Source organism: Streptomyces sp. HP-A2021, assembly GCF_022807935.1.
Lineage (GTDB): Bacteria > Actinomycetota > Actinomycetes > Streptomycetales > Streptomycetaceae > Streptomyces > Streptomyces afghaniensis.
The window spans coordinates 605,472-627,443 of the sequence record NZ_CP094344.1; the positions used below are offsets into that span (position 1 = coordinate 605,472).

Genomic DNA, 21,972 nt, shown 5'->3' on the forward strand with positions numbered 1-21,972 from the left:
AACCCTTCTGGCTTGTCAGGCGTGTGCCACCACGGCGACGGGGGCGACGGCGTGGTGCAGGACGGCATGGGCGACGGGGCCGATGTGCACGCCGAACCGGCTGCGCCGGATCCGCCGGCCCATGACGACCAGGGAGGCATCACGGGAGGCGTTCGCCAGCTGGTCCGCAGCACTGCCGGCGCTGGAGGCCTCGATCACCTCGACGGCCGGGTACTTGTGCCGCCAGGGGCGCAGTGCCTCGGTGAGTTCTGCCGCATGATCCCGGGCGAGTTCGTCGTACAGGCTCACATGGTCGGACAGACCGTAGATGTTGTACGGCGGAGGGCTCCAGGCGTGCAGGACGCGCAGGGCCGTGTCGCGACGGGCCGCCTCCTCGAAAGCGAAGGTGATGACCGTGTCGTCAGGGCTGCGGGTGTCGAGGCCGAGGAGCACCGCGCGGAACGGGGTCGCCGCGGACGGTATGCCGGCCGGGTCCATGGTGTGCTCGTCCACTGCCTGCTCACCGGCCCGCACCAGTACCACCGGCACTTCGGTGCGCGCGATGACGGCCTGGCCCACGGAGCCGACCATGAATCCTCCGATCCCGCTCAGGCCGCGGGAGCCGAGGACCACCAGTTCGGCGTCCCCCGCCAAGTCCACCAGGACATCGCCCGGCAGCCCGGTCAGGTGGACCGCGTTCACGTCCACTCCCGGATGACGTGACTGGAGCCCCTCGGCTGTCTCGCGCGGGATCCGCTCGCTCCAGTGCTGCAGGGTCTCCGGACCGAGAAGCGGAGCCTGTGCCATCGGTTCCGGGACGGGCTCCCAGACGTGCACCAGCCGCAGCGGCAGTCCACGCAGCTTCGCCTCACGAGCCGCCCACTCCGCGGCCGCCCGGCTCTCGGACGAGCCGTCAAGGCCCACCATGATGTAGCCCAGCATGCTGACCACTTCCTGAATCGGTATCCGTTGCGACGCCTCTCGGGAGCAAGGCGCCGGCCGTGCGCCGCACCGCCACTCGGATCACGCCGCCGGAACGGCCAGCTCGTCGTGCCGCTGCCCGCCGAGCACGACTTTGAGCGCGCCGGTGTCGCCGGCGTGTGCGAACACCTCGTACGCCTCTTCCATCTGGTCCAGCGGGAAGGTGTGGGTGACCAGCGGTGCGGTGGGCACCCGCCCGGAGGCCGCCATCCTCAGCAACATGGGCGTGGAGGACGTGTCCACCAGCCCGGTGGTGATGGTCACGTTCTTGATCCACAGGTCTTCGAGATGCAGGGTCGCGGGCTTGCCGTGCACGCCTACGTTGGCCACCCGGCCGCCGGGCCGCACCATGCGGGTGCACATCTCGAAGCTCTCCGGCACTCCCACCGCCTCGATGACCACGTCGGCGCCGAGGCCGTCGGTGAGGTCGGCGACGAGCTGCTCCGGCTCGTCTCGCACGGGGACGACGGCGTCGGCACCGAGCCGCCTGGCGGCCTCGAGCCGGGAGTCGGCGAGATCCACGGCGATGATCCGCTCAGGCGAGTACAGCCGGGCGGTGAGGATCGCGGCGAGTCCGATCGGCCCGGCTCCGACGACGACGACCGTGTCACCGGGCCGTACTCCCCCGTTGGTCACTCCCACCTCATAGGCGGTCGGGAAGATGTCCGCGAGCAGCACGGCGTCCTGGCTCTCCAGCGCCCCCGGCAGCGCGTGCACGGACATGTCGGCGTGGGGCACGCGCACATACTCCGCCTGTGTGCCGTCGATCAGGTGGCCGAGGATCCAGCCTCCGCCGCCCTGGCACTGGCCGTACGCGCCCTCCTTGCAGAAGCGGCAACGGCCGCAGGCGGTGATGCAGGAGACGAGGACCCGGTCGCCCGGACGGACATTCCGCACGTCGCTGCCGGTCTCGACGACCTCGCCGACCGCTTCGTGTCCCAGCACCGTTCCGGAAGGCACCTCCGGCACGTCACCCTTGAGGATGTGCAGGTCCGTCCCGCAGATCGTGACGGCGTCGACCCGGACGATCGCGTCGGTGGGATCCTTGAGGCCCGGGTCCGGGACCTCCTCCCATGCGGACTGCCCGGCGCCGTGGAAAACGAAGCCCTTCATGTCCGTTCCTCCCTGGTCCTCCGGCCGTTCGGCCTGACGTCGTCGGATGACTGGGGCGGGCACGGAGCGCGCCGGAGATACCCCATGAGTCCATCTTTGACCGGAGTGGTGGTCTTCGCTCGGGCCGGGCGGTCCTGTCGCAGGGCACCAGCTCGTGGTGGGCCCGGGCGAGATGGTTCGTCCACGGCACCGTCCCGAGAGCCCCGCCCCGCGGTACGGGCGATCGCGGTCCTGGTCGTCGCCACGCCCTGTCCTCTGTCGTTCGCTGCACCGGTCGCGCTCGTCCCCGTCCTCTCCCGCGCCTCCCGCCCGGCCTGGTCGTGCGGGACGGCGGCGCACCGGACAACCTGAGCCGTGCCCGCATCCTGCTGCTGGACAAGACCGGCTGCGCCTGCGCTCATGGCGTTCTCCTCGCCGTGCCGTGGACACCGGGATCCGGCCGGTCAGCTACGGCCGGATCCGGGATGATGGTGCTGGTCGTGCTTGTGCAGCGGGTCCTCGTCGCGGTCGGTGTCACGACTGTGACCGCCGTGCCTGTCCTGACCGTGCATGCTCCTCATCATGAAGAACATCATCAGCGGGCAGGCGACGACGAGGGCGGGCCAGACGAGGCTCTCCAGCGACGCGCCGACGACCAGGGCTCCGATGACGACGAGCGCGGCGGCCAACGCGTACATGCCGTAGTTGCGCTTGTTCATCTCGTTCATCACGGGCCTCCTTCAGCGGAGGACAGGCGGCCGCAAGCCAGCGCGGTCGGCTTTCAGATCTTGGTGAGAGGGCCGGCGTGCAGTGCGTCCAGGCGACGCCGGTACTCCTCTTCGTCGATCTCCCCGCGGGCGAACCGCTCACCGAGGACCTGCTCGGGTGTCGGTGCCGCGGGGGTGTGGGTGTGCTCGTGCTGGCGGTTGAGGGTGCGGAGCAGCAGCACGGCCGCAGTGATGATCAGTGCCCAGAAAAGGATCATGCTGGCTGACATCGCGAACCAGCCCCATCCGCTGACGTCGTGGTCGTACCAGAACATCATCGCCATTCACCTGCTTGGGATCTTTCGGCGATCGGGTGCGGACTCGGGGGCCGGCACCGTCGAGGAGCATGTGCCCTCATATGCATCGTGCCTGTTTCGGGGTCGGCGTGCTGGGGCCGGACGGCCCGGACCGGGTGGGCCGTCCGGCCCCTACCACGCAGGGCCTGAGGGGCGGAGGCTTGGACGGGCGGCCCGCCGGGGTCCTGGCCATCGCCGACACGGTCAAGGACGACTCCGCCGCCGCAATCACCGCGCTTCAGCGCCTGGGCATCGAGGTGGTCGTCATCACCGGCGACAACACCCGTACCGCTGCAGCGATCGCCGCCCAGGTCGGTGTCACGCGGGTGCTCGCCGAGGTGCTGCCCGAGCACAAAGCTGACGAGATCCGCCGACTGCAGGGCGAAGGCCGCACTATCGGCATGGTCGGCGACGGCATCGACGACGCCCCGGCCCTGGCCGCCGCCGACGTCGGCCTCGCGATCGGCACCGGCACCGACGTGGCCATCGAAGCCGCCGACATCACCCTCATTTCCGGCTCCCTGACCGGCGTCGTCACCACCATCCGGCTGTCGCGGGCCACCATGCGCAACATCCGGCAGAACCTGTTCTTCGCCCTGGTCTACAACGCCGTCGGCGTGCCCCTCGCGGCGGGCGCCCTGTACCCGCTGTGGGGCCTTCGACTCAGCCCGATCATCGCCGCCGCCGCGATGGCCCTGTCCTCCCTGTCAGTGGTGACCAACGCCTCCCGCCTGCGACGCTGGCACACCAGCCCGCTACCGCCCGCCATGCCGGCATCCCTCGAACCGCAGGTGGAATCCGCAGCCGACCGGGGTCCCACCCGGTCCGCTGCGACCGTTGACGGACGGCGGGGGCATCAGCCACCGGAGTCCGGCGCCGGCCAAGGGCTCTTCCCGGGGGAGGAGTCGATGACGGTCGACCCTGTATGCGGCATGCACCTGGACCCGGCGACTGCCGCGCTCCGGCGGGACACGGAATCCGGCACATTCTTCTTCTGCTCCGCGCACTGCGCGGCCGCCTTCGACGCGTCCCCGCGCAGCTCCCCCGCACCGGAGGCGAACGGGACACAGGAAGGACGGGAGAGCCGTTGACCACCATCGCAGCCGGTCCGAGCCCGCGAATCCGGAACTTCGCCGGCCACATGCGGCCACACCGGCCACAAGGACGATCGTCTTTCCCGGTTGCACAAGGTCGAGGGCAGGTTCGACGACCACATCCGGCAAGGCGTCCGCGACGCGGTCCGCGACGACGAGGCAGAGGGCGAACTCACCCCCTCGTCCTGCGCCGCACGCTACGACTGTCACCGCCTCCACCACGACGAGCCGGTAAAACCCCCAGGGGGTATATTCGCATACAGTGAGCCCGTGCCACGGGGGCGACGCGGAGACAAGTCCGAGCGGAGGCGATGGCGATGGCGACAGTTCGCGCCCATGCCATTCGCTGCGCAGGCGGCGCCGTCATCGCCCTGCTCGCCGCTCTGGCCGTACTGATCCATCACGAGACGGCCGCTGTCCCGGACGCCCCGGCGCAACACGCCACGCACTCCACGCACATCGGGCATGCCATGCCCGGCATGGCGTCCTCGTCCGCTGCCGCGGCACGGCAGGTCTCCGACCTCACTCACGCGGACAGGTTCAGTACACCCGCCCCCGCCCCCGCGCACGGCGTCGACGGCAGCACCTGCGCCGTTCCGGGCATGCAGCACTGCACCGCCGGAAACGTCGAGGTACTCAAGCTCCCCATGCCGCCGCAGGGCACTCCGGTGCAGTCCGCCGACCCGTACCAGACCGAGCCCAGCCCTCGGCCCGCCGGCACGGTCGGCCGCGCGCCACCCGACCTGTCGGTCCTCTCCCGACTGCGCATCTAGGCCGCGACCACGGCACCCGTCTGCCGTCCTCGCCGCGCCCCATGCCAGTTTGAAGAAGAGGACTCACATCGTGAACAGCATCAACCGCCGCTCCATCCTGCTCGCCGGACTCGGCGCCGCCGGTGCGGGCGCACTCGCCGCCTGCACCGACTCCGGCAGCGCCCCTGCCCTGGTCAGCCCATCCGGTTCCGCCGTCGCCGCCACGGAGAGGAGGCGGGGCGGCACCGGCAGGCAGCACAAGATCGCACTGACCGCCGCGCCCGCAAGGGTAGACCTGGGCGGCGGCGTCAAGGCCAACACCTGGGCCTTCGACGGCCGCACCCCGGGCAAGGAGATCCGGCTCTCCGCCGGGGACACTCTGGTCGCCGAACTCGCGAACCAGCTGCCGGGCAAGACCACCACATCGATCCACTGGCACGGCATCGCCCTGCGCAACGACATGGACGGCGTGCCCCCGGCCACCCAGGCCGCCGTCCGCCCCGGCTCCACCTTCACCTACCGGTTCGTGGCCGACGCCCCGGGCACGTACTTCTTCCACCCGCACGTCGGCGTCCAACTCGACCGCGGCCTGTACGCCCCGCTGATCGTCGAGGACCCGCGCGAGCCGCTGGCGTACGACGACGAATGGGTGGTCGTCCTGGACGACTGGGTCGACGGTGTCACCGGCACCCCAGACGAGGTCTTCGCCGAACTCAGTCAGGGCATGGGCGGCATGGACATGGGCGGCAACTCCGGCTCCGGCATGGAGGGCCACGACATGCACTCCATGGGGAAGGCGAGCGGCGATCCATCCCCGTCCGCCTCAGCCCCGTCGGGCGGGATGCCGTCGACATTCATGCTCATGGGCGCGGAGAGCGATCTGCTGGGCGGCGATGCCGGCGACGTGAAGTACCCCTACCACCTGGTCAACGGCCGCGTGCCGGACGATCCGGAGGTCTACACCGGCAAGCCCGGCCGCAAGGTGCGCCTGCGGATCATCAACGCGGGCAGTGACACCGCCTACCGGGTCGCCCTCAGCGGTCACAAGATGACCGTCACGCACACCGACGGCTTCCCCGTCCAGCACCGGCAAACAGACGCGCTCCTGATCGGCATGGGCGAGCGCTACGACGTGCTGGTCACCCTCGCTGACGGCGTCTTCCCGCTGGTCGCCCTGGCCGAGGGGAAGAACACCAGCGGGCTGGCCCTCGTGCGCACGGGCTCCGGCCGCGCGCCCACCGCCGCCGTACGCCCGAGGGAACTCGACGGCACGGTCATGACCGCGTCCGGGCTCCGCGCGGTTGACGACGTGCGACTGGAGTCCGCCACGGCCGACGTCACGCACCGGATCGAACTCACCGGCGGCATGATGCACTACAACTGGGCCATCAACGGCAAGCCGTTCGACATGGCCGATCCGGACGCCAACGCCATCGTGGTCGAGGAGGGTCGGCGAGTCCGGCTGGACTTCGTCAACACCACCACCATGTGGCATCCGATGCACCTGCACGGCCACACCTTCCAGCTCGGCCGCTCCGGCCCCCGTAAGGACACCGCGATCGTGCTGCCCAAGAAAAAGCTGTCCGTGTTCTTCGACACCGACAACCCCGGCCAGTGGATGCTGCACTGCCACAACGCCTACCACGGCGAGGCCGGGATGATGACAAACGTCGCCTACCAGGCATGACCCCCAGTGGCCGGACAGCGTGCCACTCACGTGTCGTCCGGCCGCATCAGTAGCCGTAGTCGTCGCGACCGAACTCCACGGGCATATCGCTGCATTCGGGGTCGGCGCCCAGCAGGTCCCGTACGTCCTGCTGGTCTTGAGTGAAGGCACCGCCGTCGATGCTGGCGAAGCGGACCGAACCCGCTCCGGTCGGGGTGAAGCCGATGGCCGCCTGGGGCAGGCCCATCGGGGGCCGGGCGGTGAGCTGCCGGTCGGGCTCGAATCGGCCGCGCATCGCCGTCAACCCGGGATGAGGCCCTCGTCGGAGAGCAGTTCCCGCACCTGTGTGAGGCTGGTGTCCTCGTCGGGCAGGACCAGGTCGGACGGCGTGATCGTTTCGGCCGGCAGAGGCGTGCCATAGCTGCGTACCGCGTCCAGCAGAGCCGACAGCGCGGTGGCGAACAGCCTGTCGTCGTCGGCGTCGGCTGCCGACTGCAGAGCGGCATCCAGCTCGTTGAGCCGGTCGAGGTGATCTTCCGTGATCTCGTACTGGCCCTCGCCGAGAATCCGCATGATCATGACGTCGCCTCCTGGTCCGGCGGGCCCTGCTCGGTGCTCTTACCTTCGACGGCCGGCGGGGTGGCGGACGCGGGGAGCTGGGCTTTCATCCGGGCCAGTTCCTTATCCACGTCCTGGCCCGCGGTGACGCGTTCGAGTTCGGCCTGGATGTCGTCGCGGCCGGCGGGCAAGGTGGCGTCCTCCAGGGCGCCGGAGGCGAGCAGTTCGTCCAGTGCTCCGGCGCGGGCCTGCAGTTGTTCGGTCTTGTCCTCGGCGCGCTGCATGGCCAGGCCGACATCGCCCATCTCCTCGCCGATGCCGGTGACGGCCTCGGTGATGCGGGTCTGGGCCTCGGCCGCGGTGTAGCGGGCCTTGATGGTCTCCTTGCTGGTGCGGAACGTGTCCACCTTGGCCTGGAGGCGCTGTGAGGCCAGGGTGAGTTTCTCCTCCTCGGCCTGCAGCGTCGCCTGCTGGGTCTGGAGATCTGTGAGCTGAGAGGCCACGGCGGTGCGCCGGCTCAGGGCTTCGCGGGCGAGGTCCTCGCGCCCGGCGGCAAGCGCCTGCTGGGCCTGGCCCTCCAGCTTGCCGCTGGACTGGCGCAACTGGTTGATCTGCAGATCGATGCGCTTGCGGCTGGTGGCCACGTCCGCCACACCGCGTCGTACCTTCTGCAGCAACTCCTGCTGCTGGGTATAGGAGTAGTCCAGTACCTCGCGCGGGTCTTCGGCCTTGTCCAGGGCCTTGTTCGCCTTGATCCGGAACAGGGCTGCTATGCGGTGGGCGATGCTGGTCATAGCGGCCTGCCTCCTCTCGATCGATGAGGAATCAGCCAGGCCATGCCATGTCTGCGGGACACTTCCAGGCTCCGGCGGCGTGGTCCGTGCCGCAACCTCGGTCGGCGTCCGGGGGCACGGCTGCGACGGCAGCACTCTCCCGCTCGCGCTTGGCGGGTCGATGATGGAGGTGAGCCGCAAAGGAGGTGACCGGCGATGCCACCGCACTGTGATTCTCTCGACGGTCCGTCACGGCCGCGCGCCAAGCCCTGGAGGGCAGTGATATCGACCTGGTCCTGCCCTACGTACCCGAAGAAGGGGAACCAGCGGTCCGTGAGGCGTTCAGTCTCACGGCCAATGCGCGCACGTCCGGCCGGGACGCACAGGAAGTGGCCGACCGCTGGTTCTTCGAGACGGTCGTCCGCGTCCACCGCGCCGGAGAAGGCGCTCCCTTCACGGGACTGAAGCCGGCCGGGCTCGATGTGGGGCCGGTGATCCCGGCTGCTGAGCGTGCCCTTGATGCCGGCTCAGCGGACGAACTGGCCGTGGCACTCTGCGGGATCATCCGTGAGCAGGTGGAAGAGCGTCACGGCCGGGCCATGGCGCTGAAGGAGCATGCCGCTGAGGGGGTGGCTGCCGCCCGCGCCTTCGTGGAGGCCAGTCTCGGCCTGCAGGTGTGGGCCCACCACGTGTACAAACAAGCGGTCGCCGTCCCGCACGCATCAACCCGGCGCTCGTAAGAAGCGAACAGTCCGGGCCCGCCCTCCCTACGAATCCGGCGCAGAGGACGGCGTGCGTATCGCCAGTTCGCCGAGGACCCGCACGAGGTCGGTCCTCGGTTGCGGTGCCACGGCGTCCTCCCTGAATTCATGCCGTCGCACTGACACGCGTGCGCAGGTTGCGGAACTGGCGGGTCTGCATGATCAGATGGGCGGGCTCCCAGAACAGCACGTCCATGGTCCGGGTGAGGGGCCGGGGGCGGCTGCGACCCCTCGTGCGGACGATGAGCCGGGTCCTTCCGCCGGGCTCCGGCCGGAGGTGGAAGCCCCAGATCGAGTCGATGTACGCCTTGGGCAGCGGCTCGTGCCGCACGTCGAAGGGGCGTCCCGAGGGCAGTTTCGTCTGCGAGCGCAGTACCAGGGTCCGCTCCGGTTCCAGGACCGCGACGGTGAACCAGGCGTCGCCGCTCGGCAGGGCGTCCAGGTGCTGGTCCTGCTCCAGGCGCTGCCACGCCGGGACGATGCGTTCTGCGCTCGGGCGTCCGCCGTTGTCCAGACGGTCCCAGCTGTACCAGCCGCCGCGGTTGCAGCCCATCTGTGCCAGCCAGGGCCAGACCTCTTCGGGCGGCGCCGTAAGGGTCGTGGCCATGGTCGAGATGCCGTCGGCATCGGGGACGAGGCCATCGCCGGGGAGGTCGCGGTCGGCTTCGTCGTGTGTCGTGCCCCAGGTCAGCAGCCGTGGCCGCAGGAAGACTCCGTACAAGGCCAACGCTGCGGCCGCCACACCGAGTGGACGTCGCCCGGCCCCAGGCCGGTGCTCGCTCATGTCTTCAGCGTCGCAGCTCCGAATCAGTCCCACCACAGAAACTCGGCACCGCCGACCCCGGAGCCCGGCCCGATCCGAGCGCCGTCACTTCACGCACGGCATGTCGTTGGCCTCTCGAGCTCAGTCGGCGGGAGTCAGGACGGTGGGCGGGCCGGCGGTGACGCCGCCGTCCAGGACGAACTCCACGCCGGTCGAGAACGTGGCCTCGGTGGCGATGAAGAGGACCATACGGGCGACTTCCTCGGGTTCACCGAACCGCGGGAGGGGCTGTCCGGCAGTGAACGAGTCGTCGAAGTCGGCCGTCATCGCTGTCCGCACCGCACCGGGATGGACCGAGCAGACACGGATCCCGTCCGGGGCCAGTTCCAGAGCCGCGGCCTTGGTCAGCCCGCGCAGTGCCCACTTGCTGGTCACATACGCTCCGATGCCGGCGTAGCCGGTGAGGCCGGCGATCGAGGAGATGTTCACGATCACGCCTCCGCCGGCCCGGCGGAGAGACGGTGCCGCCGTACTCATGCCCAGCCAGGCGCCCTGGACGTTGACGTCGATGACCCTCCGGAAGGATTCGAGGCTCTGCTCCTCGACGGTCCCCCACTCGAGGATCCCGGCGTTGTTGACCAGCACCGAGACCGGGCCGAGGTCCCGCTCCGTCTCCGCGACAACCGTCTGCCAGCCGTCCTCGGTGCTGACGTCAAGGTGCGCGTAGCGGGCCGGGCCACCGAGCTCCGCCGCCAGCTTCTCCCCCTCGGCGTCGAGAACATCCGCGACCACCACGCTCGCGCCCTCGGCCGCGAACATACGCGCCACAGCGGCGCCGATCCCTCTGGCTCCGCCGGTGACGATCGCCACCCGCTCGTTCAGACGTCCCATCATGACCTCCTGAACCTGCCTCGACGAAAATGCGTAAGCGCGGCATCGGCAGCGACGCACTCGGCACGACGGCATGCCATGTCTGGTCTCAAGGGCCGCACGCCGAAGGCCAACAGGTCGGTCAAGGGGTCGCGCAGATGATCTCGACGACATGGCCCACTCAGGCCGGTGCCCCTCCAGACCAGTGTGGATTCCTCGCCTCCCGTGCGCATGCCGGGAACAGGCGCCCACGTCACTCAATGTCCCTGGGCTGCCGGTAGGCCCGCCCGCGGCGGGCGTTCCGGTCTCAGTCGCGCCTGGAGTCGCATGACGACATGGCCGAGGCCGGACAGCACGCAGGCGATCGCCAGGTCGGTGAGCGCGAGCGGCTCCGTACCCAGCAAGTCCCGCAGGGGCGGCAGATAGACACCGGCCGCCTGGAGGCTCAGTGCCACGCCAACGGCCACCAGCAGGAACGGGTTGGCCAGGGTGCCCGGGCGGGCCCGGGAGCCGAGTGCCACGCCGAGCTGGGTCGCCCCGAGCACCAGAAACATCATGGACTGCCAGGGACGTCCGGTCTCCCGGGCCCAGACGCCGACCACGAGGGTCACCGTCGCGACGAAGGCCCCCATGAACAGGATCCGCGGCCACAGACCGGCCCCCAGCACGCTCTCTTCGGGAGGCCGGGGCGGGTGACGCATCGTGTCCGGGTCGACGGGTTCCGCGCCGAGAGCGACACCGGGCAGGCCGTGCGTGAGCAGGTTGATCCACAGGATCTGTGCGGGCAGCAGCGGCAGCGGCATCCCCAGGAAGGGGCCGAGGAGCATCACCAGGATCTCCGCGGTGCCCCCGGCGAGCGCGTAGAGCAGGAACCGGCGCACGTTCGCGTAGACCCGGCGTCCCTCCTCGACAGCCGCCACGATCGTGGCCGGGTTGTCGTCGGCGAGCACCAGATCGGCCGCCTGGCGTGCGACCTCGGTGCCGCGCCGGCCCATGGCCACGCCGATGTCGGCCTGACGCAGGGCCGGGCCGTCGTTGACGCCGTCCCCCGTCATCGCCACCACGTGCCCGGCCCCGCGCCACGCCTGGACGATGTCCAGCTTCTGCTCGGGAGTGGTCCGGGCGTAGACGCGTACATCCGTCAGATCGCCTGCTGTGCCTGCCCGGATCCGGTCGCCTGTGGTGACCTCGTCGTCCCGGGTGGCGATGCTGAGGCGCCCGGCCACGGCCCGCGCGGTCAGCGGGTGGTCGCCGGTGATGAGTACGGGGACGATGCCGGCCCGTTTGCAGGCGGTGATCGTCGGCTCGGACGCGCTGCGGGGCGGGTCCAGGATGCCGACGAGGCCGAGGAGCGACAAGCCCGACTCCCAGGTCGGGGGCGGCTGCGCCCGGCCGTCGTGGTCGGCCGAGGCGACGGCGAGCACCCGGTATCCACGGCGTGCCAAGGACTCCGCCTGTGCGGCCGCGCGGGCGACCGTCTCGGGGTGGTCACCCAGAATCTGCTGGCGGAGCACGGATTCCGGCGCTCCTTTGCACGCGATGCGTACCCCGCCGTCCGGGCGGCGGTGCACGGTCGTCATGCGCTTGCGGCTGCTGTCGAAGGGAATCTCCTCCAGGCGCGGTAGTTCGCTGTCCAGCGCCGCCCGGTCCAGCCCGAGGCGGGCCCCGGCCACCAGCAGGGCGGCCTCGGTGGGATCGCCGAGCGCGCTCCACTCCGGGGAATGGTGCGAGGGGGGCTCCAGCGCCGCGTCGTTGCACAGCATCGCGACGCTCAGCAGCGCCGCCAGGTCGGGTGCGTCGCCCGCGGTCACCGCCTTGCCGTCTCGGACGACCCGGCCCTCGGGTTCGTAGCCGGTCCCCACGACCGATGCCTCGCCGAGTGAGGTCCACAGTTGCTCGGCCGCCATCCGGCCCTCGGTCAGGGTGCCCGTCTTGTCGGTGGCGATCACAGTCACCGAGCCCAGGGTTTCCACCGCGGGCAGTCGGCGGACGATGGCGTGCCGGTCCGCCATCCGCCGTGCTCCCAGAGCGAGAGCGAGCGTCACCACGGCGGGAAGGGACTCCGGAACGGCGGCGACGGCGAGGCTGATCGCCGCCACGATCATCAGCTCCACGGGCTGTCCGCGCACCAGCCCGAGAGCGAGCACGACCGCGCACAGCGCCACCGTGACAGCCGCCAGCGTCCGACCGAACTTCACCAACCGGTGTTGTAGAGGGGTGAGGCCAGGCGCGCCGCCCATCAGGGAAGCGATCCGGCCGAGCGCGCTGTCGACGCCGGTCGCGGTCACCACGACCCGTCCGTGGCCGCGGACGACAACCGTGCCCGCCGACACCGCCCCGCGCACTTCGTCACTGTCGGGGACCTTCTCCACCGGAACGGACTCGCCCGTCAGTGACGACTCGTCCGCCAGCAGCAACGCCGCGGCGAGCACGTCCCCGTCCGCGGGGACGATGTCCCCCTCGGCCACCAGGACCACATCGCCCGGCACCACCTCGGCTGCCGCGACGGAGCGCTCCTCACCGTCCCGCACGACCCTGGCGGCGGGGGCGCTCATGGCGGACAGTGCCATCACCGCCTGTTCCGCCCGCACTTCCTGTACGACGCCGACCACGGTGTTCACGATGATCACGAACAGGATCACCGCGGCGTCGGAGAAATCGCCCGTCCCGATGGTCAGGGCGGCCGCCACGAGCAGAACCAGGATCAGCGGATCGCGCAGCTGCTGCAGCACCCGCCGCCACACCGGAGTCCGCGGTTCCGCGGGGATCTCGTTGGGCCCGTGGAGAGCCAGCCGCCGCGCGGCCTCGACCGACGACAGCCCCGTGGCGGGAGTCGTGCCCGGGAGCCGGTCGACCTTCGCGGCGGGTCTGCGGCCTCCCTCCCGCCGGTTCATGTCCGTGACAGATCCGCGTCCGGACGGTTCCGTGCATGGGCTGCCATCCACCGCTCCCGTCATCTGTCCGGCCACCGACCCGCGGGACGTACCTCCCGTCTTCTCAGAGTGCACCCTTGCTCAAGGCTGCGCGCGGCTGCGGCCGTGGTCGTCGGCGTACGCGGCGAACACTTCCGTCGACGTTCCGCCCGTATGGAGGAAGCGCTGGTCAAGGATGGCGGCGAGGTCCTTCAGGGCACCGGCGAGCAGGTCACCGGCCAGTCGCACTTCCGGCCGCCGCGCGGCCTGCCCGCGTCGGGCAAGGGCATCGGCGTAGCCGACCATGGCCGCCAGCGAGGAGTGGTCCTCCCCGTCGTGGAAGTAGTACGCCTCGGCGTACTGGGTGAAGTCGATACGGACACGTACGACCTCGGTGGCCAGGCTGTCCAGCAGGAGCGCCCCCGCCGTGCAGTCGATCTGCTGCGTCGTCGGGTCCGAGTCGCGCAGCAGCGCCAGCCGGATGGCCAGGACCCTTCTGCGGGTCAGCGCCGGGTAGATCTCCAGGACCCAGGAGACCGTGGCCGTCAGGAGGGCGAATCCGACGAGGGCTTCCAACGGTGAGACAAGGCGAAGCCAGCTCTCAGCGGGTGCGATGTCCCCCAGGCCCAGGGTGGCGACCGTGACGAGCGACAGGTACACGGAGTCGAGCAGCGCCGGCTCCTGCGCCGCCTCGGAACCGGGCGAGAAGGTGAACGCCTCAGGCATGTGGGGCCAGTAGACGATGGCCCAGCCGAGGATGACGGTGACGGCCCACATACTCACCACCGTCACCATGGCGAGTGGTCCCACGAGCCCGACCACCCGCCTACGCGCACGGAAGCGGCGGGCCAGTCGCCACAGCGCCGTCATGACGAGGCGGCTCAGGCCACCGTGGCGGGTGGGGTGCCAGAGGGTGTGGAACAAGTCCCGCAGGGTGATCATGACGAGCCCGGCACCGACCAGCGAGACCAGCCACTTCATTCACGTCTCCCACGGCCCTTGTCGCCTGAAGCGGAACCCGCTTTCTCGGAGCCTATGGCCTGTGTGGTGGATCATGCGGCAGCCGCGGGGCCCGGCACGCCCAAGTGCGCTGTTCAACTCATCGGCAGCTCGAGCGTGCAGGTCTCCCCGGGCGCGACGGTCACAGCCCGGTCGGCCAGCACCACGCGGATCGGCGATTCCTCCGAGTCGGGCACACCGATCCCCAACTGCCCTCTTCGGCGCCTTACGCCGACACCCCAGTGACCGCGGTAGCGCAGCGAGAATCCGTACTCGGACAGTGCCGGGAGGGGAACCGGGTCCAGCCACAGGGCGTCCTCGCGCGTCTCCAGTCCGGTCAGACCCCGCTGGACCAGGTCGAGGGTCCCGGCCATGGCCCCGAGATGGATGCCCTCGCCGGTCGTGCCGCCCTGGATGTCGGCGATGTCCGCCTCCAATGCCTCCTGGACGTACTTCCATGCCTCGGCCCGTCTTGCGCGGGCGAGGACCAGTCCGTGGACGAGCCCGCTGAGCGTGGAGCCGTGGCTGGTGCGCTGGAGGTAGTAGTCGACGGTCCTGCGCCAGACCTCGTCGTCCAGGTCGTACCCGAGGCGTCGGAACAGATCCCGCAGTTCGGCGGGCGAGAAGAGATAGCCGAGCATGAGGACGTCGGCCTGCTTGGACGCTTTGTAGCGGGTGACCGTGTCGCCCTCGGCTTCCAGGATCCGGTCCAGGCGCCGGATGCTGTCGTAGCGCGCTCGGTAGACGTCCCAGTCCAGCTCGGCGAGGTCGTCGTAGCCTTCGAACTGGCTGATGACGCCTTGGTGGAATGGCACCCGCAACCGCCGGGAGACCTCCTCCCACTTGGGGAGTTCGTCGCCGCCCAGCCGGACGCGTTCGAGCAGTTCTTCCCGGCGCCAGGCGGGAAGGCGCCGCAGGAGATCCAGGGCACGGGTCAGGACCCAGGCGGCGGTGACATTGGTGTACGTGTTGTCGTCCAGCCCCGGCGTGGTGGCCCTCGGGTAGCCGTCGTGGTACTCGTCGGGGCCGACGACGCCGTGGATGCGGTAGCGGCCCGTGCCGGGGTCGAAGTCGGCGAGGTCGGCCCAGAAGCGGGCGATCTGCAGCAGCATCTCCGCGCCCTTGGTGTGCAGGTACTCCGTGTCGCCGGTGGCCTCGCAGTACTGCCACACGTTGTAAGCCACTGCCGAGCCCACGTGGTGCTGAAGCCGGGAGTGGTCGGGCAGCCAGCGCCCCGAGTGCGGGTTGAGATGCCACACCTGAGTCTCCTCGCGGCCGTCGCTGCCGCTCTGCCACGGGTACATCGCCCCGGCCCGGCCGATGGCGCCGGCCGCCCGGCACGCTCGCGGGAGGCGTCGGTAGCGGTAGTTCAGCAGCGCCCGGGAGACCTCCGGGAAATGCAGGTTGAGATACGGCAGCACGAACAGTTCGTCCCAGAACACATGGCCCCGGTACGCCTCACCGTGCAGCCCCCGGGCCGGCACTCCCACGTCCAGGTCCGCGGTGTGCGGCGAGAGCGTCTGCAGGACGTGGAAGAGATGGAGGCGCAGGACGCGACCGGCCCGGCCGGGCACCTGGATGTCCGCGCGCCTCCACAACCGCTCCCACGCGGCGACGTGGGAGTCCAGCAGATCCGAGATGCCCCCCGCCGTGGACACTCGGTCGAGTGCTGCCTCGAGCGGGTCGCTGATCGCCGTGTCGCGGGAGGTGAACAGCGCCACTGTCTTCTCCACGTCGACGGGTCGGCCCGCAGCGATCGGGACCACCAAGCGGTGGACGGCACGGCGCCGGGCGGGACGCAGCTCCGAAGAGGCCGCGGATCGGCCGACGACGACCGTCCGGGCGGCCATGGCGATGCCGATGCCCGAGGTGCTGGTGCGGCAGCTCAGCCAGACCGTGTCGGGCTCCTGTGCCCCCGTCCGCACATGGGTCAGGTGGCTCCCGTTGAGGGCGCGGTAGCGGTGCACGTTGCCGTTGATCACGTCGCCGTCGAGGCAGGACTGGATCTCGATCTCCCCCGACCAGTCCTCGGGCGTGAAGACCGTCCGCAGGGCCGCCAGGTGAGGGTCCCCCATGTGCACCAGGCGGGTCTGCCGGACGCCGAGGACGCCCACATCGTCGTCCCGGAAACGAAGCGTGCGGGTGAGCGTGGCCCGGCGCAGGTCCAGGACGTGCCGGTAGTCCAGTAGTGCGCTCGTGTCAGGAGAGAACCACGGGCACCACGCTCCCCCGGCGCGGCGCACACGGAACCGCAGAAGCAGCCAGTTCGGAAGGTTGACCAGGTCCTCGTTCACCACGTGCCGTCCCGCCACGGTCGACTCCAGGCGGTTGTAGCACCCGGCGGCGTAGGTCCCCGGGTAGTGCACCAGGCCCGCCCGGCACTCGGGCGCCGCGCCACGCGTGGCGAAGTAGCCGTTGCCCAACGTGCAGAGTGATTCGCGCAACCGCTCGGCCGTGGGGTCGTAGCCCTCGTACTCCCATGTCCAGTCCGACATGCGCGCCCTCCCCTTCTCGCTCGACGAGATGTGCGGGAGCGTGAGACGCGCCGGATCAGGCCCGCTGCGGGACGACGGCCACCGGGCACTCGGCGTGATGCAGCAGGGTGTGGGCGACCCTGCCGAGCTGCAGACCGAAGTGACCGTGCCGCCTCAATGCGCCGACGACCACCAGATCGGCCTCGGCCGAGGCATCCAGGAGAGCCTTGTGTGCGGGGCCTTCGACCGCTCGGCGATGCACATCGACCTGCGGATGATCCCGTACGGCGTCGCGCAGTGCGTCGGTGAGGAGCGCGGAGGCCCGTTCCTCGTGGGCACCGGCGGCGTCGTCCGCGACCAGGGGGTGGTCAACGTGCTCATGGGCGGGGCGGCGCCAGGCCCGTACCGCGTGCAGGGCGCTGCCGCGCGCCTCGGCCTCGCGGAAGGCGAACCGCACAGCGGCCGGTCCCTCCGTCGAATCGCCGACGCCGACCATGACCTTGCCGAAGGCGCCCTGCTGGTTCCGCTCCCCGCCGCGGACCACGAAGACCGGGCACATCGCACGGGCGGCCACCGCGAGGCTGACCGACCCCAGCAGCAACCCGGCGACCTCGCCGCGACCGCGGGAGCCCACGACCAGGGCGAAGGATTCATGAGCCGCGTGCAGGAGCGCGGACACGGCGTCGTCGGGCAGCACATCGCTCGACACCTTCACCTGTGGGTTGCGCAGTTGGGCGCGTTCCGCGCAGGACGCCGCGATGTGCTCGGCCAGGACCTCTTCGGCCGGACGGTCAGTGCTGAAGGAAGGGCGGCGTGCCTCGTACCGCTCCCACAAAGAGGCGTGGACAAGACGCAGAGACAGCCCGAGTCGTGCCGCCTCGTCCACCGCCCAGTCCACGGCCTGCAGGCTGGAGTCCGATCCGTCGACACCCACGACCAGCGGGAGTTCCATGGTCACCATCACCTTCCTGCCCCGGGCGCTGCGGGAAGTCCCTGTCAATACCGTCGCACCGCCCTGGGCCCGTCGCGACACGTGGACCGACTCTTGGCAGGGGCACCCACGCCCAGGTTGCACTGCGCCGATTTGCGACGATCGTGGAGTCAGGTGGCCGGGGGAAGGAACGGGGGCCGCTCCTGCCGGGTGCCGCTCCTGCCGTCTCAGCCACGGCCGTCTCGTCGGCCGGACAGGGCCCGCTCCGCGCCGAGGTCACGGTGAAGGGAGACGATCGTGGTGGTGAGGACCGGCGCTTTCGGCGCCCTGACCAAGAAGCATCAGGAGCAGCTCATGTCGCTGGCTCGTGAAGTGTCGTTCGCGATCGACGAGCGCATCTTCAACGAGGGCGCCAAAGCCGACCGCTTCTGGATCATCCACACGGGCACCGTCGCTCTCGACGTCCATGTTCCCGGCCGCCGCGCGGCGGTCATCGAGACCCTCGGTGCCGGGGAACTACTGGGCTGGTCCTGGCTGGTCCCTCCCCATCACTGGCACTTGGGGGCCCAGGCCACCAGCCCGGTACGCGCCTACGAGTTCGACGCGGCCGCGGTCAGTGAGCTGTGCGGGAAGGACCCGGAACTGAAGCAGGAACTGTTGGCCTATGTCGCCGCAGTGATCGCGGGGCGGCTCAGGTCCGCGCGGGTTCGGCTGCTCGACCTGTACGCGCCCTACGGCGCGGGCGAGGTGCCCTGACGAGGCGAGACGAGGTGGTTCGCGGTGTCCGAGACCCCGCACATCGTGAGCGATGTGATGACCCAGACGGTCGTGGCCGTGGGACGCGACGCGCCGTTCAAGGAGATCGTCCGGACCATGGAGCAGTGGAAGGTAAGTGCCATGCCGGTCCTGGAGGGTGAAGGGCGCGTCATCGGCGTCGTGTCCGAGGCCGACCTGCTGCCCAAGGAGGAGTTCCGCGACAGCGACCCGAACCTCTTCGAGCAGCGCCGGCGCCTGTCCGACGTCGCCAAGGCCGGGGGCGTGACGGCGGAGGAACTCATGAGCACCCCCGCTGTCAAGGTCCACCCCGACGCCACCTTGGCCCAGGCCGCCAGGATCATGGCCGTCCGGCACGTCAAGCGGCTGCCCGTGGTCGACCAGGTGGGCGTGCTCCAGGGCATCGTCAGCCGTGCCGATCTGCTGAAGGTCTTCCTGCGGTCGGACGAGGACATCGAGGAGGAGGTCCGCCGCACCGTGGTGTCCTACCTCTTCCCGGCCTTCAGCCACGCCATCCACGTGAACGTGCACGAGGGAGTCGTCACCCTCCGCGGACACATCCGCGACACCTCGCTCATCTCGGTCGCCGTGCGCCTCGTGCGCGCCGTGGAGGGCGTCGTGGACGTCGAGCCGCAGCTCACCGGGCAGTCAGCCGGTCCGGACAGGCCGGAGGAAGGTCAGTGACCCGTGTACCGGGCGGCGCCCGGCACTGACGGGCTGCGGTCCCTCGGGCAGGTCAGGGCCGGATGTCGAGTACCTCCGCCACTGGTCGGCGCGGCGTGCGGGGGCCTTTGGGGCCGTATCCCAGGCGCAGCAGCATCTGCGTGTAACCCGTCCCGGTGACCGGATCACGCAGCGGCCAGCGCAGGTCCGTCCATTCGAGGGGCTGGGTGGCGAAGGAGCTGGACAGGCCCTCCAGGGTGGCCAGCAGCAGGACGCGTTCCATGGCCTGGCCGGCGCGCAGCCAGTCCTCCGGACGGTCGTGGCTCGTGCTGACCAGGGCTACCTGAGGGCTCTCTTCGAAGTGTGCGGCGTCCCGTCCCGCCACCTGCCGTGGGCCCGCGAAGTCCCGCATGGGAGCTTTGCCCCCGCGCTTGCGCGGTCCGAAGGCGTATTCCGGGACTCCGTCGTCGGTCATGTTCGCCGACGGTGCGTCGATACGGGTCCATTCGGCCAGGTCCTGGTCGCTGCCGTGGTCGGTGAGGTTGCGCGCCTCGGCTTCCTGGACCATCTCCAGCACCTCCTGCAGATGCCATGAGGTGGGGAACGTCAGCTCGGCTCCCTCACGCCGGGCGGCCTCGCTGAGCGCCTCCCGCACGGCATCGGGAATCTCCGTCTCGTCGAACGGGAAGCGGCTGCTGTGCCGTTCGTGGATCGCCGGATACAGCGCGCCGAGGTCGTTCTCCCCGATTCCGGGTGCGGTCAGCCGCACGCTCGCGAGGAGCGCCGGATCGGACGGGTCGTGCAGCAGCCGGGTCTCCGGATGCCAGCCCTCGTGGGCCACGGCGACCCGCAGGTTCAGCAGGGCGGCGCCGCAGCCGATGTGAAGGCCGCGGGTACGGGGGTCGGAGCGGGGCATGGCACGCTCGAAGTCGGCGCGCATCTCGAACGTGCGGCTGCGCCGGACGTAGCGGAAGCGCCAGGGCTGTGCGTTGTGCATCGACGGGGCGGCGGCAGCGTCGTGGACCATGTCCGTCAGGCGCTCGTCGGACGGTTCTTGTCCGCTCACCGGGGTCTCCTCTCGCGGATCGGTGGCAGAGGCCAGGAGGGGGCCGGTCCTGCGGTGGTCACTCGTCGGCAGGGGTGATGCGCCTGCCCGTGAGGCTCGCGGGCCGGATCGACACCCACATCTCGCGTTCACCGCCTGCCCAGGGCGTGGTGTGGGCGCGTCGGGTGAGCCCGTGCACGGCGTCGGGCTCCGTGACGACGTGCGCCGGGCCGACTGCCAGCACACTCCAGCCTTGACTCATGGCCTCGTCCACATGGTCCACTTCGAAGGCGACTTCCTTCCCCACGGCCGCTGCCGGCACCGAGCCGGGCGCCGTCCGGAAAACGATGGCGTCGTCTACGACCTCGTAGTTGACCGGGACCACCGCCGGGCGACCGTCGGACGCCGGGAGCGCGATGCGCCCCACACCGTGCGTGGACAGCAGAGTGCGGCACTCCTGCGGGCTGAGATCCCTCAGCCGCGGGTGCAGTAGCGCCTGGCCTTGGCCGGGAGGCAGATCGATGCCGCCCCCACGCAGGGCAGCGACGGTGGTGCCCAGCGCGTCGGCCAGCCTGATGAGAGTGCCCAGACTCGGGTCGGCGGGCTGATCCTCCAGGTACGCCAGGTAGTCGGGCGACATGCGGGCGCGGCGGGCCGTCTCTCCCAGGCTGAGCCCACTCCTGTGGCGTTCCGCGGCCACGCGCCGACCGATGTCGCCAGGGTTGGGAGTCCCGGTCGGCGGGGCTGCCGCGGAGACGGGCCCTGGCTCGACCGTATCCGGCTGGGAAGCCCCCTGGGGCGTCCCGGGCTGCTGTCCGTGCTCGACGTGGCGGAGGTGCGCGTCGGGGCCGGGGAACACGAGCGTCACTTCATTCGTGTCCGACCAGCGCACGTCGTAGGGCGGTGTTCCGTCCCCGTGGTGGAGTCCGACGATCTCGCCGTCGCGCCTGGTGGCGCCGGTCGCCGGGCTTTCGATGACGAGTTGGTCGCCGAGGTGAGCTCGCATGATCGCCGCCCTCTCCTCAGAATGGTGTTGTAACCAACGTGCCACGCGCGACAGACCACCGCATGGGCCGACCGGTCCCTATCCGCAGGGTGGGCCGGGATGACTGACTGTCACGTACCGGATGGGAGCCGACATGCGCCACCGAACGGTCGCGGAACTCATGACCCGGGACGTCGTCCGAGCGCGGCGTGACACGCCGTTCAAGGAGATCGCCAGGCTGCTGGCGGAGAACGACGTCACCGCCGTACCCGTCGTGGACGATCTGGACCGTCCCGCGGGTGTGGTGTCGGAGGCCGATCTGCTGCGCAAGAGCGCCGACCGGACCGACCCCTCCGGTCGAAGCCCGGTTCCACACCTCGAGGCATGGGAGCGGGCCAAGGCGGAGGGGTCCCGCGCCGAGGAGCTGATGTCGGCTCCCGCGGTGTGCGCACGTCCGGAGTGGAGCGTGGTCGAGGCCGCCCGGCTGATGGAGGTCCATCACATCAAGCGGTTGCCCGTGGTGGACGAGACGGACCGGCTGCTGGGCATCGTCAGCCGCGGTGACCTGCTGCGGATCTTCCTGCGCCGGGACGACGCCATCCGCGACGAGATCACCGAGGACGTGCTGTGGCGCACGATGGGCCTTGCTCCCTCGGAGGTGACGGCCGAGGTGCGCGACGGACGGGTCGAACTCGGTGGCTCCGTCGAGTTCAGGAGTCTTATTCCCGTCATCGAGCGGCTGTGCGGCAGCGTCGACGGCGTGGTCTCGGTCGCCGGGCACATCGACTACCGGAACGACGACGCCCGCCCTTCATCCGCCGGCGGCTGAGCCCCGCA

General features: G+C 70.4%; 20 protein-coding genes and 2 pseudogenes. 7 read left to right on the forward strand and 15 right to left on the reverse strand.

Annotated elements, in window-relative coordinates; translation table 11 throughout:
* Positions 1-15: 15 nt before the first annotated feature.
* From MQE23_RS02880 to MQE23_RS02895, 4 genes are all read right to left on the reverse strand, one after another.
* Positions 16-921, reverse strand: a complete 906-nt coding sequence (locus MQE23_RS02880) for a universal stress protein (protein WP_243378138.1) — start codon at positions 919-921, stop codon at positions 16-18.
* 81 nt (positions 922-1,002) lie between these two features.
* A complete protein-coding gene (locus tag MQE23_RS02885; protein WP_243378139.1) occupies positions 1,003-2,073 on the reverse strand; it encodes a zinc-dependent alcohol dehydrogenase family protein in 1,071 nt (356 codons plus the stop codon).
* A gap of 443 nt (positions 2,074-2,516) precedes the next feature.
* Positions 2,517-2,780, reverse strand: a complete 264-nt coding sequence (locus tag MQE23_RS02890; protein ID WP_243378140.1) for a DUF2933 domain-containing protein — start codon at positions 2,778-2,780, stop codon at positions 2,517-2,519.
* Between the two features lie 53 nt (positions 2,781-2,833).
* Positions 2,834-3,097, reverse strand: a complete 264-nt coding sequence (locus MQE23_RS02895; protein WP_243382464.1) for an SHOCT domain-containing protein — start codon at positions 3,095-3,097, stop codon at positions 2,834-2,836.
* Positions 3,098-3,276: 179 nt separating this feature from the next.
* Here MQE23_RS02895 and MQE23_RS02900 point away from each other — a divergent pair.
* The 3 genes and pseudogenes from MQE23_RS02900 to MQE23_RS02910 form a co-directional block, all read left to right on the forward strand.
* A pseudogene (locus MQE23_RS02900) lies at positions 3,277-4,206 on the forward strand (HAD-IC family P-type ATPase); the annotation flags it as partial.
* Between the two features lie 320 nt (positions 4,207-4,526).
* On the forward strand, positions 4,527-4,982 hold the full coding sequence (locus MQE23_RS02905) for a hypothetical protein (RefSeq protein WP_243378142.1): 456 nt from the start codon (positions 4,527-4,529) through the stop codon (positions 4,980-4,982).
* Between the two features lie 70 nt (positions 4,983-5,052).
* Entirely contained in the window at positions 5,053-6,648 is a 1,596-nt protein-coding gene (locus MQE23_RS02910) for a multicopper oxidase family protein (protein WP_243378143.1), read from the forward strand.
* Positions 6,649-6,694: 46 nt separating this feature from the next.
* Here MQE23_RS02910 and MQE23_RS02915 read toward each other — a convergent pair whose 3' ends face one another.
* The 3 genes from MQE23_RS02915 to MQE23_RS02925 are packed head-to-tail and all read right to left on the reverse strand — an operon-like array spanning position 6,695 to position 7,979.
* Entirely contained in the window at positions 6,695-6,922 is a 228-nt protein-coding gene (locus MQE23_RS02915) for a hypothetical protein (RefSeq protein WP_243378145.1), read from the reverse strand.
* Positions 6,923-6,927: 5 nt separating this feature from the next.
* Positions 6,928-7,206 carry a hypothetical protein gene (locus MQE23_RS02920; protein ID WP_243378146.1) on the reverse strand — a complete coding sequence of 93 codons (279 nt, stop codon included), beginning with the start codon at positions 7,204-7,206 and terminating at the stop codon, positions 6,928-6,930.
* Positions 7,203-7,979 carry a PspA/IM30 family protein gene (locus MQE23_RS02925; RefSeq protein WP_243378147.1) on the reverse strand — a complete coding sequence of 259 codons (777 nt, stop codon included), beginning with the start codon at positions 7,977-7,979 and terminating at the stop codon, positions 7,203-7,205. The genes MQE23_RS02920 and MQE23_RS02925 overlap by 4 nt, the downstream gene beginning before the upstream one ends.
* A 239-nt stretch (positions 7,980-8,218) precedes the next feature.
* Between MQE23_RS02925 and MQE23_RS02930 the strand changes: the two are divergent.
* Positions 8,219-8,698: pseudogene (locus MQE23_RS02930) on the forward strand (DUF6448 family protein); the annotation flags it as partial.
* A gap of 127 nt (positions 8,699-8,825) precedes the next feature.
* Here MQE23_RS02930 and MQE23_RS02935 read toward each other — a convergent pair.
* The 6 genes from MQE23_RS02935 to MQE23_RS02960 all read right to left on the reverse strand — a co-directional run bounded on the left by MQE23_RS02935 (position 8,826) and on the right by MQE23_RS02960 (position 17,689).
* Positions 8,826-9,503 carry a hypothetical protein gene (locus MQE23_RS02935; RefSeq protein ID WP_243378148.1) on the reverse strand — a complete coding sequence of 226 codons (678 nt, stop codon included), beginning with the start codon at positions 9,501-9,503 and terminating at the stop codon, positions 8,826-8,828.
* A gap of 120 nt (positions 9,504-9,623) precedes the next feature.
* A complete protein-coding gene (locus tag MQE23_RS02940) occupies positions 9,624-10,373 on the reverse strand; it encodes a glucose 1-dehydrogenase (protein ID WP_243378149.1) in 750 nt (249 codons plus the stop codon).
* Positions 10,374-10,609: 236 nt separating this feature from the next.
* Positions 10,610-13,246, reverse strand: a complete 2,637-nt coding sequence (locus tag MQE23_RS02945) for a cation-translocating P-type ATPase (protein WP_243378150.1) — start codon at positions 13,244-13,246, stop codon at positions 10,610-10,612.
* 120 nt (positions 13,247-13,366) lie between these two features.
* Entirely contained in the window at positions 13,367-14,245 is an 879-nt protein-coding gene (locus tag MQE23_RS02950) for an ion channel (RefSeq protein ID WP_243378152.1), read from the reverse strand.
* A gap of 113 nt (positions 14,246-14,358) precedes the next feature.
* Complete coding sequence (locus tag MQE23_RS02955; protein WP_243378153.1) at positions 14,359-16,758, reverse strand: glycosyl hydrolase family 65 protein; 2,400 nt, start codon at positions 16,756-16,758, stop codon at positions 14,359-14,361.
* A 55-nt stretch (positions 16,759-16,813) separates the two neighbouring features.
* Positions 16,814-17,689, reverse strand: a complete 876-nt coding sequence (locus MQE23_RS02960; protein WP_243378155.1) for a universal stress protein — start codon at positions 17,687-17,689, stop codon at positions 16,814-16,816.
* Between the two features lie 333 nt (positions 17,690-18,022).
* Here MQE23_RS02960 and MQE23_RS02965 point away from each other — a divergent pair, with 333 nt between their 5' ends.
* Both MQE23_RS02965 and MQE23_RS02970 read left to right on the forward strand, forming a co-directional pair.
* The gene (locus tag MQE23_RS02965; RefSeq protein ID WP_243382468.1) at positions 18,023-18,424 is read left to right on the forward strand and encodes a cyclic nucleotide-binding domain-containing protein; all 402 of its coding nucleotides are present in this window, start codon (positions 18,023-18,025) and stop codon (positions 18,422-18,424) included.
* A gap of 24 nt (positions 18,425-18,448) precedes the next feature.
* Positions 18,449-19,126: a CBS domain-containing protein gene (locus tag MQE23_RS02970; RefSeq protein WP_243378156.1), complete on the forward strand. Its 678-nt coding sequence runs from the start codon at positions 18,449-18,451 to the stop codon at positions 19,124-19,126.
* A 52-nt stretch (positions 19,127-19,178) separates the two neighbouring features.
* Here the strand turns inward: MQE23_RS02970 and MQE23_RS02975 are convergent, their stop codons facing one another.
* Together MQE23_RS02975 and MQE23_RS02980 are read right to left on the reverse strand one after the other, a co-directional pair.
* A complete protein-coding gene (locus MQE23_RS02975) occupies positions 19,179-20,132 on the reverse strand; it encodes a nitroreductase family protein (protein WP_243382470.1) in 954 nt (317 codons plus the stop codon).
* Positions 20,133-20,229: 97 nt separating this feature from the next.
* Entirely contained in the window at positions 20,230-21,156 is a 927-nt protein-coding gene (locus tag MQE23_RS02980; protein ID WP_243378158.1) for a pyridoxamine 5'-phosphate oxidase family protein, read from the reverse strand.
* Between the two features lie 133 nt (positions 21,157-21,289).
* Between MQE23_RS02980 and MQE23_RS02985 the strand changes: the two genes are divergently transcribed.
* Complete coding sequence (locus MQE23_RS02985) at positions 21,290-21,964, forward strand: CBS domain-containing protein (protein WP_243378159.1); 675 nt, start codon at positions 21,290-21,292, stop codon at positions 21,962-21,964.
* Positions 21,965-21,972 lie beyond the last annotated feature (8 nt).